The organism is Streptomyces umbrinus, assembly GCF_030817415.1.
GTDB classification, from domain to species: domain Bacteria; phylum Actinomycetota; class Actinomycetes; order Streptomycetales; family Streptomycetaceae; genus Streptomyces; species Streptomyces umbrinus_A.
In genome coordinates this window covers 9,451,902-9,465,718 of the sequence record NZ_JAUSZI010000002.1, presented here as the reverse complement: position 1 = coordinate 9,465,718, position 13,817 = coordinate 9,451,902, and the positions used below count along the sequence as shown (strand labels likewise).

Annotated in this window: 14 protein-coding genes; 3 read left to right on the top strand and 11 right to left on the bottom strand. The window is 70.8% G+C overall.

Translation table 11 applies throughout. The features are described 5' to 3' along the window. Positions 1-45: 45 nt before the first annotated feature. The 10 genes from ruvA to pgsA form a co-directional block, all read right to left on the bottom strand. Positions 46-657 (bottom strand): Holliday junction branch migration protein RuvA, encoded by a 612-nt coding sequence (ruvA, locus tag QF035_RS41835; RefSeq protein ID WP_307526601.1) that lies wholly within the window; start codon positions 655-657, stop codon positions 46-48. Next, the gene (gene ruvC, locus QF035_RS41830) at positions 654-1,286 is read right to left on the bottom strand and encodes a crossover junction endodeoxyribonuclease RuvC (protein ID WP_307526599.1); all 633 of its coding nucleotides are present in this window, start codon (positions 1,284-1,286) and stop codon (positions 654-656) included. The genes ruvA and ruvC overlap by 4 nt, the downstream gene beginning before the upstream one ends. A gap of 165 nt (positions 1,287-1,451) precedes the next feature. Continuing rightward, positions 1,452-2,204: a YebC/PmpR family DNA-binding transcriptional regulator gene (locus QF035_RS41825; RefSeq protein ID WP_143635426.1), complete on the bottom strand. Its 753-nt coding sequence runs from the start codon at positions 2,202-2,204 to the stop codon at positions 1,452-1,454. A gap of 51 nt (positions 2,205-2,255) precedes the next feature. Next, positions 2,256-2,861, bottom strand: coding sequence for a pyridoxal 5'-phosphate synthase glutaminase subunit PdxT (gene pdxT, locus QF035_RS41820; protein ID WP_307526597.1), 606 nt, complete (start codon positions 2,859-2,861; stop codon positions 2,256-2,258). A gap of 6 nt (positions 2,862-2,867) precedes the next feature. Continuing rightward, entirely contained in the window at positions 2,868-3,791 is a 924-nt protein-coding gene (gene pdxS / locus QF035_RS41815) for a pyridoxal 5'-phosphate synthase lyase subunit PdxS (protein ID WP_143635429.1), read from the bottom strand. Positions 3,792-4,023: 232 nt separating this feature from the next. Continuing rightward, positions 4,024-4,569 (bottom strand): hypothetical protein, encoded by a 546-nt coding sequence (locus QF035_RS41810; protein WP_055614445.1) that lies wholly within the window; start codon positions 4,567-4,569, stop codon positions 4,024-4,026. Between the two features lie 264 nt (positions 4,570-4,833). Beyond that, on the bottom strand, positions 4,834-5,163 hold the full coding sequence (locus QF035_RS41805) for a hypothetical protein (RefSeq protein WP_307526595.1): 330 nt from the start codon (positions 5,161-5,163) through the stop codon (positions 4,834-4,836). Between the two features lie 24 nt (positions 5,164-5,187). Next, positions 5,188-6,357, bottom strand: a complete 1,170-nt coding sequence (locus QF035_RS41800; protein WP_307526593.1) for a glycosyltransferase family 4 protein — start codon at positions 6,355-6,357, stop codon at positions 5,188-5,190. Then, positions 6,354-7,271, bottom strand: coding sequence for a phosphatidylinositol mannoside acyltransferase (locus QF035_RS41795; protein WP_373467018.1), 918 nt, complete (start codon positions 7,269-7,271; stop codon positions 6,354-6,356). The genes QF035_RS41800 and QF035_RS41795 overlap by 4 nt, the downstream gene beginning before the upstream one ends. 5 nt (positions 7,272-7,276) lie before the next feature. Beyond that, on the bottom strand, positions 7,277-8,038 hold the full coding sequence (pgsA, locus tag QF035_RS41790; RefSeq protein ID WP_307531816.1) for a phosphatidylinositol phosphate synthase: 762 nt from the start codon (positions 8,036-8,038) through the stop codon (positions 7,277-7,279). A gap of 217 nt (positions 8,039-8,255) precedes the next feature. Here pgsA and QF035_RS41785 point away from each other — a divergent pair, with 217 nt between their 5' ends. Beyond that, positions 8,256-10,454: an elongation factor G-like protein EF-G2 gene (locus QF035_RS41785; RefSeq protein ID WP_307526589.1), complete on the top strand. Its 2,199-nt coding sequence runs from the start codon at positions 8,256-8,258 to the stop codon at positions 10,452-10,454. Between the two features lie 168 nt (positions 10,455-10,622). Next, on the top strand, positions 10,623-12,290 hold the full coding sequence (locus QF035_RS41780; protein ID WP_307526588.1) for a hypothetical protein: 1,668 nt from the start codon (positions 10,623-10,625) through the stop codon (positions 12,288-12,290). 134 nt (positions 12,291-12,424) lie between these two features. On the opposite strand, the gene QF035_RS41775 is transcribed toward QF035_RS41780, so the two are convergent. Beyond that, complete coding sequence (locus tag QF035_RS41775) at positions 12,425-12,985, bottom strand: HIT family protein (RefSeq protein WP_307526586.1); 561 nt, start codon at positions 12,983-12,985, stop codon at positions 12,425-12,427. Between the two features lie 67 nt (positions 12,986-13,052). On the opposite strand from QF035_RS41775, the gene QF035_RS41770 reads away from it, so the two are divergent. Continuing rightward, positions 13,053-13,766, top strand: a complete 714-nt coding sequence (locus QF035_RS41770; RefSeq protein WP_307526584.1) for a potassium channel family protein — start codon at positions 13,053-13,055, stop codon at positions 13,764-13,766. Positions 13,767-13,817: the final 51 nt, after the last annotated feature.

The following is a 13,817-nucleotide window of genomic DNA, read 5'->3' as shown; positions in this document are numbered from 1 at the left end:
GGCCACAACGGACCCGCAGGTTCACGACCGCACCTCCCGCGGAGCTCAACGCGCTCTGTTGAGGGTCTGAAGGGCGGCCTTGAGCAACTGCCCCACCTGGGGCGCCCCGTCCGCCGCCTCCGCCTGCGGCGCCACCGCGGAGACCGCCTCGTCGGCCTCGCGGGTCGCGTACCCGAGGCCGATCAGCGCGGCGTGCAGCTGCTCGCGCCAGCCGGCCGTGACGGGGGTGCCGATGGCATGGCCGCCGGTGCCGAGGGGCTCGCCGAGGCGATCCTTGAGCTCCAGGAGGAGCTTCTGGGCGCCCTTCTTGCCGATGCCCGGGACGGCGGTGAGGGACTTCTCGTCGCCGGTGGACACCGCACGGCGCAGGGCGTCGGGGCTGTGCACCGCGAGCATGGCTTGGGCCAGGCGCGGGCCGACACCGCTCGCGGTCTGCAGCAGCTCGAAGGTCTGGCGCTCGTCGTCGTCGGCGAAGCCGTACAGCGTCAGCGAGTCCTCCCGTACGACGAGGGAGGTGGCGAGCTTGGCCTGCCGGCCCATGCGGAGTCCGGAGAGCGTGTTCGGCGTGCACTGGACCGCGATGCCGATGCCGCCCACCTCGACCACCGCGGAGTCGGGCGCGAGGGCGGCGACGGGGCCGCTGACGAAGGCGATCATGCGGTACGGCCTTTCGGTGCTTGTTGCGGTGCGTGGTTGGGTGCTTGCCGCGATGCGGCTTTCGACGCGTGCAGGGCGGCGGCCTGCTGGAGCCGGTTCTGCGCGACGGCCTGCTGCAGGCGGTTCTGCGCGACGGCCTGCTGCAGGCGGTTCTGGGCGGGTGCGCGCCAGATGTGGCAGATCGCGAGGGCGAGGGCGTCCGCCGCGTCGGCGGGCTTCGGGGGTGCGTCGAGCCGGAGCAGCCTGGTGACCATGGCTCCGACCTGGGCCTTGTCCGCACGGCCGTTGCCGGTGACGGCGGCCTTGACCTCGCTCGGCGTGTGCAGGGCCACGGGAATCCCGCGCCGGGCCGCGCACAGCATGGCGACCGCGCTGGCCTGGGCCGTGCCCATCACCGTTTGCACGTTGTGCTGGCTGAACACCCGCTCCACGGCGACGAATTCGGGCCGGTGCTCGTCGAGCCACTGCTCGATGCCCTGCTCGATGGCGACGAGGCGCTGCCCCAACTCCGCGTCGGCGGGCGTCCGTACGACACCGACGCCGTGCATGGTCAGGGGTCGGCCGGCGACACCTTCGACCACACCGACACCGCACCGGGTCAGTCCCGGGTCAACGCCCAGTACCCGCACCCCAGCCCCTCCTTCGATCTCCCCCAGCTACCGCTGGGAGGTGCCCCCAGTTTGTGCAGGCTATCGGGTGCCACCGACATCGACCGCCATCGACGCCCGCCAAAGCGACGGGCCGACGGGGTGTGTTCCCGTCGGCCCGTTGAACCCGTGCGGCTCGTGGCGGCGCTACGCGTCCACCTTCTCCATGACCTCGTCGCTCACGTCGAAGTTGGCGAAGACGTTCTGCACGTCGTCGCTGTCCTCGAGGGCGTCGATGAGCTTGAAGATCTTCTTGGCGCCCTCCTCGTCCAGTTCGACCTGCATGGTCGGGACGAAGTTGGCGTCGGCGGAGTCGTAGTCGATGCCCGCGTCCTGGAGGGCGGTGCGCACCGCGACCAGGTCGGTGGCCTCGGAGATGACCTCGAAGGACTCACCCAGGTCGTTGACCTCCTCGGCGCCCGCGTCGAGCACGGCACCCAGGACGTCGTCCTCGCCCAGCTCGCCCTTGGGGACGATGACGACACCCTTGCGGTTGAAGAGGTACGAGACGGAGCCCGGGTCGGCCATGTTGCCGCCGTTGCGGGTCATGGCGACGCGGACGTCCGAGGCGGCGCGGTTGCGGTTGTCGGTGAGGCACTCGATGAGCACCGCGACACCATTCGGACCGTAGCCCTCGTACATGATCGTCTCGTAGTCGGCGCCACCGGCTTCGAGACCGGCGCCGCGCTTGACCGCGGAGTCGATGTTCTTGTTCGGGACCGAGCTCTTCTTGGCCTTCTGGATGGCGTCGAAGAGCGTCGGGTTACCGGCGGGGTCGGCACCGCCGGTTCGGGCCGCGACCTCGATGTTCTTGATCATCTTCGCGAAGAGCTTGCCGCGCTTGGCGTCGATCACGGCCTTCTTGTGCTTCGTCGTAGCCCATTTAGAGTGGCCGGACATCTGCCTGTCTCCTTCGCGTAACCCAACTCTTTACGAACCCCAGGAATCCTACTAGGACCCCGCAGCCAGGTTCGCGCGCACCATCTCGACGAACAGGCCGTGCACGCGGTGGTCGCCGATCAGTTCCGGGTGGAACGACGTGGCGAGCGCGTTGCCCTGACGTACGGCGACGATGTGGCCGTCGTGCTCGGCCAGCACCTCTGCCTCCGCACCCACGGACTCGACCCAGGGAGCGCGAATGAAGACGCCCTCCACAGGATCGCCCTCAACGCCCTTCACGTCGACCGTCGCCTCGAAGGACTCGTTCTGCCGTCCGAAGGCGTTGCGGCGCACGATCATGTCGATGCCGCCGATGGTCTCCTGGCCCGAGCGCGGGTCGAGGATCTTGTCGGCGAGCATGATCATGCCCGCGCAGGTGCCGTAGACGGGCATACCGGCCCGCACGCGCGCGCGCAGGGGTTCCATCAGGCCGAACAGGACGGCCAGTTTGGAGATGGTGGTGGACTCGCCGCCGGGGATGACGAGTCCGTCGACCTCGGCGAGTTCCTCGGGGCGCCGCACCGCCCTGCCCACGGCGTCCGCCGCGGCCAGGGCGACCAGGTGCTCCCGTACGTCGCCCTGGAGAGCCAGGACACCTACGACAGGTACATCGGTCATGGGTGGTTACCAGCCGCGGTTCGCGTAGCGCTCGGCCTCGGGGAGGGTGTCGCAGTTGATGCCGACCATGGCCTCGCCGAGGTTCCGGGACGCTTCGGCGATGATCTTCGGGTCGTCGTAGAAGGTGGTGGCCTTCACGATGGCGGCGGCGCGCTTGGCCGGGTCGCCGGACTTGAAGATGCCGGAGCCGACGAAGACGCCCTCTGCGCCGAGCTGGCGCATCAGCGCGGCGTCGGCCGGGGTGGCCACACCACCGGCGGAGAACAGCACGACCGGGAGCTTGCCGAGCTCGGCGACCTCCTTGACGATCTCGTACGGGGCGCGCAGTTCCTTGGCGGCGGCGTACAGCTCGTTGTTGTCGTAGCCGCGCAGCCGGGCGATCTCGTTCTTGATCTGGCGCAGGTGGCGGACGGCCTCGACGACGTTGCCGGTGCCGGCCTCGCCCTTGGAGCGGATCATCGCGGCGCCCTCGGCTATGCGGCGCAGGGCCTCGCCCAGGTTGGTGGCGCCACAGACGAAGGGGGTCGTGAAGGCCCACTTGTCGGAGTGGTTGACCTCGTCGGCGGGAGTGAGGACCTCGGACTCGTCGATGTAGTCGACGCCGAGGGACTGCAGGACCTGGGCCTCGACGAAGTGGCCGATGCGCGACTTGGCCATCACCGGGATGGAGACGGCCTCGATGATGCCCTCGATCATGTCGGGGTCGGACATGCGCGCCACGCCGCCGTCCTTGCGGATGTCGGCAGGCACCCGCTCCAGGGCCATGACGGCCACGGCGCCCGCGTCCTCGGCGATCTTCGCCTGCTCCGGCGTGACGACGTCCATGATCACGCCGCCCTTGAGCTGCTCGGCCATGCCGCGCTTCACGCGCGCGGTGCCGGTGGCAGGGGTGTCGGTGGGCTGGGCGGGAGTGGAGAGCGTGCTGGACAAGGGTTGACCTCACTCGGTGAAAGAGGGCTTCTGCAAACACCGAGGAAACGCTTGAGGACCAGGCCACTGCAAGGGCCAATGGGGAGGCGGTGGCTCATTTTCCGGGCCTCCGGGCGCGTTTCCCGTGGTCAGGCCGGGCGGTCGGGGCCCTGACCAGGGACGTCGGGTGCTGTGGCCGACGGCATCGGATGCTGTGCCCGGTAGCCCTTTTCGGGGTCCACGCGCGCGTGGACTACGTTCCCGGGCGGTCCGCGAGGGCGACCGGAGCCTCGTCGTCCATCTCGAAGGCCAGCGGGAACGGCGCGTGACCGGCCAGCCGGAACCAGCGCACCTTGCGGTGGCGGCGCAGGGCGCGGGCCGCCCGTACGGCGTCGTTGTGGAAGCGCCGGGCCATCGGAACCCGGCGGACGGCCTGGGCGAGTTCACGTGCCGCGTCCTCGCCACCGGGGACCGCCTGCACCGCCTCGACCTGCTGGACCTCTCCGAAGACGGCCCGCAGCGCCTGGCTGAGGTCGCTCTCGGCGACCTCCCTGTTGTCCTCCTCGGCCTGCCGGGCCGCGTGCGCCGCTTCGTACAGCACCATCGAGGCGGCCGGATCGAGCACTCCGGAGGTGGCCAGTTCCTGTGCCACCGACGCCCTCCGGAGCAACTGCGCGTCGAGCGCGGCCCGCGCCGCGTCGATCCGCGAGTGCAACCGGTCGAGCCGGCCCGCGGTCCAGCTCAGGTAGAGGCCGATCGCCACGAGGGCGACCACGATCCAGATCAGTGTGGAGGTCACGGGCGCACACGCTACCGGTGCGCCCCGGGCCGCCCGCCCCGGCATCACCCCGCACGACGATCAGGGGCCCGAACCACACGAAGGTGCCGCCCGCCGCCGCACCACCGCCCCCGGACGCCACCGCAGTGACCCACCGTCAGAGCCGGACGCTGCTACAGCGATCCCGCAACGGCCTGGACGGGGTGGGGGACATGGGGGCCGGCCCGGCCCCTCCGTCGCCACCTCCCCCAGCAGCACCACCTCCCGTGGGCGCCGCCGCGGGCGTCAGTCGGTCAGCTGTCCGGCCGCGCCGGCCGCCGGGCCGACCCCATGCGCGGCGCCCACCACCGTGAACCGCATGGACACGATGTCCTGCGGCACGGCCTCGACCCGGCACCCGAGCCGCTGCTCGATGATCCGCGCCACCGCGAAGAGCCGGATGCGCTCCTCCGGAGTGTGCGCGGGGAAGACGGCCCACCCCTGGCGGGCCAGCTGCGCCCCGATCTCGGTGGCGAAGACCGACCGACTGCGCAGCTCCTCCTCGGCCGTCAGAGGAGTCCTGGCGGCCTCCTGGGGCACCTCCCGGACTTCACGTACGTCCCCCACGCCACCCATGTCCCCCACCACGCCCTCCAGCTCTCAGTCCCGTACCAGGCCGAGTCGGGCCAGCAGGCCGCCCGGCTCGTTGGGCTCGTCGGCGGCGACCGCGGCGGCGCCGTCGGTGACCGTCTCGTAGACGGACAGGATGTCCGCGCCGACCGTCGACCAGTCGAAGCGCCGCACATGCGCGCTCCCCCGCTCGCGCAGTTCCGCGCGGCGCGCCGGGTCGCCGAGCAGCCGTACCGCCGAGGCGGCCAGCGCGTCGGCGTCCTCGTTGGCGAACAGCTCGCCCGCCGCGCCCTGGTCGAGGACCTGCGCGAACGCGTCGAGGTCGGAGGCGAGCACGGGCGCGCCCGCCGACATGGCCTCGACCAGGATGATCCCGAAGCTCTCGCCGCCGGTGTTGGGCGCGACGTACAGGTCGACGCTGCGCAGGAACCGCGCCTTGTCGTCGTCGCTCACCATGCCGAGGAACTCGACGCGCGACCGCAGCTCCGCGGGGAGCTTCTCGACGGCCTCCTCCTCGTCGCCGCGCCCGGCGACCAGGAGCCGGGTCCCCGGCCGCTCGGCGAGGATCTTCGGCAGCGCCTTCATGAGGACCGGCAGGCCCTTCCGGGGCTCGTCGATACGCCCCACGAAGCCGATCGTGTCCCCCTGCCACTCGGCCTTGGGCTCCGCCTTCGCGAAGAAGTCCACGTCGACGCCGTTCGGGATGACGACGGCGTCGCCGCCCAGGTGCTCGACGAGGGTGCGCCGCGCGTACTCGCTCACCGCGATGCGCGCGCTGATCTTCTCCAGGGCGGGCTGCAGGATCGGGTACGCGGCGATCATCGCCCGGGACCGCGGGTTCGACGTGTGGAAGGTGGCGACGATCGGCCCCTGAGCGGCCCAGCAGGAGAGCAGGCCGAGGGACGGCGAGGCCGGCTCGTGGATGTGGATCACGTCGAACGTGCCGTCGTGCAGCCAGCGCCGCACCCGCGCGGCCGACAGGAACCCGAAGTTGAGGCGCGCGACCGAGCCGTTGTACGGCACCGGGACGGCACGGCCCGCCGAGACGACGTACGGCGGAAGGGGGGTGTCGTCGTCGGCCGGAGCGAGGACGGACACGTCGTGCCCCAGGCCGATGAGATGGTCCGCCAGATCGCGGATGTGGAACTGGACTCCCCCGGGCACGTCCCAGGAGTACGGACAGACGATGCCGATTCTCACGGCTGTTCCCCCTCGGCCGGCCCGGAGCGGGGCTCCAGGTCGGCGAGCCACAAGCGCTGCAGCATGTGCCAGTCCTCCGGATGGTCGGCGATACCCGTGGCGAAGGCGTCGGCCAGCGCCTGCGTCATGACAGACGTCTTCTCGGCCCGGCTACCTGACTCGGGGACGTCGACGGGCGGATGGACCCGGCCCCGCATCACGGGCGAGTCGTCGTACCAGAGTGTCACCGGCAGGAGCAGCGCACCGGTCTGCTGGGCGAGCAGCGCCGGGCCCGCGGGCATCCGGGTGGCGTCTCCGAAGAACTTGACCTCGACCCCGGAGGCGGACAGATCCCGCTCGGCGACCAGACAGACGAGCCCGCCGTCGCGCAGTCGCCGGGCCAGCGTGCCGAACGCGGTGCCGCCGCTGTGCGGCAGAACCTCCATGCCGAGGCTCTCGCGGTAGGCGACGAACCGGTCGTAGAGCTTCGCCGGCTCCAGCCGCTCGGCGACCGTCGTGAACGGCGTCTCCAGCTTGGTGGTGACCCAGGCACCGGCGAGGTCCCAGTTGGCCAGGTGCGGCAGCGCGACGATGACGCCCTTGCCGGAGGCGAGCGCGTCGGTGAGGTTGTGGATGTCCTTCGCGTCGAAGCCGCCCTTGATGCGTTCCTTGCTCCAGGCGGGCAGCCGGAAGGATTCCATCCAGTAGCGCAGGTACGAGCGCATGCCGGCCCTGGAGAGTTCGGTGAGCCGCTCGGGGCTCGCGTCGGGCAGCACGCGCGCGTAGTTGGATTCGAGGCGTCGTACGCCCTTGCCGCGCCGCTTCCAGGCGATGTCGGCGATGGTCCGGCCCAGGCGTACGGCGACGGGCTCGGGGAGCTTCTTGACGGCTCCCCAGCCCGCCGCGTACGCCGCGTACGCCAGCTGGTCCTTCAGACCGCTCACGGTGTGGCCTCGCTGCTCTGCGAGGCGTTGTCCGGCGAGGTGGTGGCGGAGGGAGAGGCCTCGGCCGCGGCATCCGCCTCGGCGGACTCCCGGCGGACCGTGACGACGCGCTGGATCAGCGTGACGACACTGCCGACGGCGACGATCCACAGCGCGATGGGCAGCAGGATCTCGATACCGGGCACGCCGAAGGTCTTGTGGAAGCCCGCCAGACCGGCCGCGACCAGCGAGATCACCAGGCGCTCGGCGCGCTCGACGAGGCCGTTGACGGCGACGGGCAGTCCGATCGACTCGCCGCGGGCCTTGGTGTACGACACCACCTGACCGCTGGCCAGGCAGAAGATCGAGACGGCGCACAGGACGTTGTCGTCGCCACCGCCCGCGTACCAGAGTGCGAATCCGCCGAAGATCGCGCTGTCGGCGACCCGGTCGAGCGTCGAGTCGAGGAAGGCGCCCCAGCGGCTGGAGCGGCCCAGCTGGCGGGCCATGTTGCCGTCGACGAGGTCCGAGAACACGAACAGCGTGATGACGATCGTGCCCCAGAAGAGTTCTCCCCTGGGGAAGAAGACCAGTGCGCCCGCCATCACTCCGGCCGTGCCCAGGAGGGTGACCGTGTCGGGGCTTACCCCCCGGCGGATGAGAAACGCGGCGAACGGTGTGAGGACACGCGTGAAGAATGCACGCGCGTACTTGTTCAGCATGGCCTTCCCGAGGGTCGGTGTGGCCGCGCGGCCCCTGCTGGCCGCCGGCTGGCCCATCGTAGCCACGCGTGCGCTTGTGCGACGGTCGGGCACCCGCGCCCCGGGTCACGTCCTGATGACATCCGTGGGACGGCGCGATCGCGTCCGTTGTATGGACGCACCGTGACACGAGTGCAAAGCTCGAAGACACCGCGGGCGTCATCGGAGCCGCCACCGCACGCGGCGCCGCGCGTCCGCGCCCACAGTGACCTCACCGTGTACGGGAGGCAAGGCCATGGGCGACAAGGCGAATGCACACCCCGGAGCCGCCGGCAGGGCTACGGCGGCCGACCACCCCGCGTCCGTACGGAATGTGGTGCTGGTCGGCCACTCCGGATCGGGCAAGACGACTCTGGTGGAAGCTCTCGCGCTGACGGCGGGAGCGGTGAACAGGGCGGGCCGTGTGGAGGACGGCGGCACCGTCTCCGACTACGACGAGATCGAGCACCGGCAGCAACGCTCGGTACAGCTCTCCCTGGTACCCGTCGACTGGGACGGATACAAGATCAATATTCTCGACACACCCGGATACGCCGATTTCGTCGGCGAGTTGAGGGCCGGTCTGCGAGCGGCGGACGCGGCCCTTTTCGTCGTCTCGGCCTCGGACGGGGTGGACGGCTCGACGCGCATGGTGTGGGAGGAGTGCGCGGCGGTCGGTATGCCGCGGGCCATCGTGATCACGCACCTGGAGTCGGCCAGGGCTGACTTCGACGAGATGACGCGGACCTGCGCGGAGGCCTTCGGGGCCGACGACCCCGACGCCGTGCTGCCGCTGTACCTGCCGCTGCACGGCCCGCAGGGTCCCGACGGCCACGCGCCCGTGACGGGCCTGATCGGGCTGCTGTCGCAGCGGTTGTTCGACTACTCCTCCGGGGAGCGCAAGGAGTCCGAGCCGGGCCCCGAGCAGTTGCCGCTCATCGAGGAGGCCCGCAACCGGCTGATCGAGGGGATCATCGCCGAGAGCGAGGACGAGACCCTCATGGACCGCTATCTCGGCGGCGAGGAACTCGACTTCAGGACACTCGTGCAGGACCTGGAACGGGCCGTCGCGCGCGGGATCTTCTTCCCGGTGCTGGCCGCCGCGCCCGCCGCCGAGGGCGCCAAGCAGGGTCTCGGCACGGTGGAACTCCTGGAGCTGGTCACCGGCGGCTTCCCGACCCCGCTGGAGCGCGAGGCCCCGACGGTCACCACCCCGGACGGCAAAGCCCGCCAGGTGAAGGCCTGCGACCCGGACGGGCCGCTGGTCGCCGAGGTCGTGAAGACCGCGTCCGACCCGTACGTCGGCCGGGTGTCGATGGTCCGCGTGTTCTCCGGGACGCTGCGCCCCGACGAGACGGTGCACGTCTCCGGACACGGTCTCGCCGACCGCGGCCACGAGGACCACGACGTCGACGAGCGCATCGGCGCCCTGTCCGCGCCGTTCGGGAAGCAGCAGCGCGCCCTCACGCACGCCATCGCGGGCGACCTCGCCTGCGTGGCCAAGCTGAGCCGCGCCGAGACCGGCGACACGCTCTCCTCCAAGGACGACCCGCTGCTCATGGAGCCGTGGGAGATGCCCGACCCGCTGCTGCCCCTCGCCATCCAGGCGCACAGCAAGGCGGACGAGGACAAGCTGTCGCAGGGCCTGGGCCGTCTGGTCGCCGAGGACCCGACGATGCGGCTCGAACAGAACCCGGACACCCACCAGGTGGTCCTGTGGTGTCTGGGCGAGGCTCACGCGGACGTCGCCCTGGAGCGGCTGCGCAGCCGCTACGGCGTCCAGGTCGATGTCGTACCGCACAAGGTCTCCCTGCGGGAGACGTTCGCCGACAGGTCGGCCGGGCGCGGCCGCCATGTGAAGCAGTCGGGCGGGCACGGGCAGTACGCGATCTGCGCGATCGAGGTGGAGCCGCTGCCCGGCGGCTCCGGCATCGAGTTCGTCGACAAGGTCGTCGGCGGGGCCGTGCCCCGGCAGTTCATCCCGTCCGTCGAGAAGGGCGTGCGCGCGCAGGCCGCCAAGGGCGTGGCCGCGGGCTATGCCCTGATCGACATCCGGATCACGCTGCTCGACGGCAAGGCGCACTCCGTGGACTCCTCGGACGCCGCGTTCCAGACCGCGGGAGCGCTCGCCCTGCGGGAGGCCGCGGTCGACGCCCGGATCCATCTCCTGGAACCGGTCGCCGAGGTGACGGTCCTGGTCGGCGACGAATATGTGGGCGCCGTGATGAGCGACCTGTCCGGTCGGCGCGGCCGCGTCGTCGGCACCGAGCAGGCCGGCGGCAACCGCACGCTCGTACGGGCCGAGGTCCCCGAGATCGAGATCGGGCGGTACGGCGTCGACCTGCGCTCCCTCTCGCACGGCACCGCGCGTTTCAACCGCACATACGCCCGACACGAGCCGATGCCCGCGCAGTTGGCGGAGAAGATCCGCGAACAGGCGCAGGGAAATCCCTAGTTGAACACCGCTCGATCACCCCTCCGGGCCGGCGGGCAGCTTGTGCTGTCCGCCGACGGATGCCGGTCCCGGCGGATACTCTGAGAACCTGATCAAGACGATGACCTGATCAACAGGTGTGCGGAGCACGGAAGTCGGGAAAAGCCGCAGCAGCGGAGCACGGCGGCGATGGGGGCGGCAGTGGCGGACGAGGGATTCGATTTCAGGCCCGGGGCACAGGTCCCGCTCTCGGGTGCCGCAGGCCAGACGGCGGCGACATTCGCCCTGGCCTCGGCGGCGTACCGGGACAACGAGGTCGGGGAGATCCTCAAAGCCAACAACGAATGGCACAAGTCGACGGTCAAGGCGGGCAAGCTCAAGCTCTTCGTGCCCAACCTGGGCGAGGCGTTCGCGCGGGCCGTGCACGACCGCATGCTGGGCAGCGGCCGGAACGCGCTGATCCAGTCGTTCGGCACCGAACCACAGGTCGTCGTCGAGCACTGTCTGGCGGCGAACCGCATCCGCAGGGAGCGCGACAACTGGCTGACGGCGGTGACGGTGCTGTGCGGGCTGATCTTCCTGCCCGGGCTCATCGCCTGGCTGCTGGTCTTCCAGATCCGCACGATGATCGCCAAGCGTGAGGACAAGCGCGCCTCCGCCCTCGCCACCACCCTCCTCATCGCCTTCGGCGCACTCGCCGTGATCTTCCTGCTCCGGCTGCCGTTCGGCGGGTTCTGGGCCTGGTACGCACGCGCGGCGATCGTCATGCCGGTCGTCGGCTGGTTCTGGGCGCAGCAGATCTGCGAGCGCACGGCCAAGGACCTGCGCGCGCGCTGGGAGGGCCTCCTGTCGGGCGGCGGTGTTGGGGCCAAGATCCCCGAGGCGGTGCCCGGCAGCCCCGGCGAGACGGCGGCGGAGTCGCTGCGCCAGAACCTGGCCAAGCTGAGCGCCGAGCAGCAGTCCAACTCCGTCTTCTACGCGGGCCCCAAGGGCATACTCGGCATGGGCACACGCTGGGGCAGCTGGCAGCTCGCCGAGGATCTGGTGCCGCTCGACGAGAGCAAGGAGATCCACCCCTTCCGCAGCTGGGACGTCATCCGGTCGATCCACGACCAACTGCGCATGCTGGAGCGCGGCCCGCTCAACACCGGCGGCTTCCCGCGCCCTTCGATAAAGCACTGGGTGGTCACCCCGATCGGGGAGAACGCGGGTTCGGTGTCCCGGCCGGGCGGCACGGACGTGGACGCGTACCAGGTGAAGAACCACGCCATCCAGGACATCTGCAACAAGCAGCAGTTCGGCAGCGGCGACCGGCACTACCTCGGGATCCAGTGGACGCTCTGGGACGGCCAGTTGGTCATCACCATGCTGATCACGGTGACCGTGCTGCACGAGACCCTGCGCATCGAGGTCACCGGCCACGCGCTCGGGCCCGTGCACTCGCTGTTCACGACCAAGCCCTCGGCGAAGACGAAGCAGATCGCGAAGTCCTTCAAGCCCTGGGAGACCCGCGCGAAGAAGCTGCCCCTCGTCGAGACCGACGAGGTGGTGCGGCTCGCGGTGCGCGCCCCGATCACCTGGTACCCGCCGCTCCTCAACTGGCTCGGCGGCAGCCTGGCGCTCCCGGAGCCGTTCGGCCTGCGGCACGCGTGGGCCGATCAGCCCTGGCGGCACCGCTTCATGGCCGACGACGCGCTGCGGGCGGCCACGCCCGTGCTGCGCGTGGTGCACGCGGCGTCCATCAAGGTCCTCAAGGAGAACGGCGTCGACACGGAGAAGTTCGGCAACCGCTCGTCGTTCCTGAGCACGGCGATCCAGGACGCGTCCCCGAGGAAGGCGGACGTCTACGACGCGTGAGCCCCCGGCGGTTCGGCAGGTCAGGCTCGTTGTGGGGCATGCGGTCGTGAAGATCGTGCGGGTCGTGGGGGCTGGTCGGGCCCCGCGGCGGAGCCGCAAATCGGCACAGCCCCGCGCCCCTTACGGGGCGGGGCTCAGGCTGTCGGCCAAGCTTCCGCGAGCATCTTCCTCGTGTCCGCGAGCAGTTGGGGCAGTACCCGCGTGTGCCCGACCACCGGCATGAAGTTGGTGTCGCCGCCCCAGCGGGGCACGATGTGCTGGTGGAGGTGGGCGGCGATGCCGGCGCCCGCGACCGTGCCCTGGTTCATCCCGATGTTGAACCCGTGCGCACCGGAGGCGGCCCGCAGCGCGGTCATAGCCTGCTTCGTCAGCTCGCCGAGCTCGGCGGTCTCCGCCACGGTCAGGTCGGTGTAGTCCGCGACGTGCCGGTAGGGCACGACCATCAGGTGCCCGCCGTTGTACGGGTACAGGTTGAGCACCGCGTAGACCTGCTCGCCACGCTTGATGACGAGCCCGTCCTCGTCGGACTTGGCCGGGATCGAGCAGAACGGGCAGCCGTCGTCGGCCCCGGGACCGGTGGGCTTGTTCTCGCCCTGGATGTACGCCATCCGGTGGGGCGTCCACAGGCGCTGGAACGCGTCCTGTGTGCCGACTCCGATCTGCTGCTCCGGCTCACTCGTCATGTGGTGCAGCATATGGCTTCGCCCGTTCGCGGCGTGTCGCCGGGTACCACGTGAAAGGGCCCCCGGCCAAGCTGAGCCGATGGACGACGACAGCCGCACGACCCGCTGGGAACACCGCGCGGAGGTCCCGCTCGCCGTGGCCTCGATGCTGTTCCTCACCTCGTACGCGATCCATGTCCTCGCCCACGGTCTGCCCGACGCGTGGCGGGACCTGTGTCTCGCGGTGACCCTGGGGAGCTGGGCGATGTTCGCCGTGGACTACGCCGTGCGCTGGCGGCTGAGCGGCCAGGGCCACCGCTTCGTACGGACGCACTGGCTGGACACGGTCGTCCTGGTCCTGCCCCTGCTGCGTCCCGTGCGCGTGGTCAAGGTGTACGAGGCCGTCCAGCGTCGGCAGGGACGGCCGCGGCTCTCCCTGCACGCGCGCGTGATCACGTACGCGGGCCTCTCGGTGGCCCTGCTCGGCTTCGCGGGCGCGCTCGCCGTGTACCAGCAGGAGCACGCGGCGCCGGGCGCGACGATCCGCACGTTCGGGGACTCGGTGTGGTGGACCTGCTCCACGCTCGCGACCGTGGGATACGGCGACGTGACTCCCGTGACGGCCGCCGGACGCGTGATCGCGGTGGGCCTGATGGCCTGCGGGCTCGCGCTGCTCGGCGCGGTGACGGGGTCGTTCTCGGCGTGGCTGCTGCAGGTGTTCTCGAGCGAGGACGAGCGCGGGGCAGCGGCCCCCGTGCCGGACGATCGCCCCGCCGCGCCCCCTGTGGACCACGAGAGGCCCCCGGAGAGCTGAGCTCTCCGGGGGCCTCCGGGCGCCTTCAGGACCGTGCGGCCGGGCGCTCGC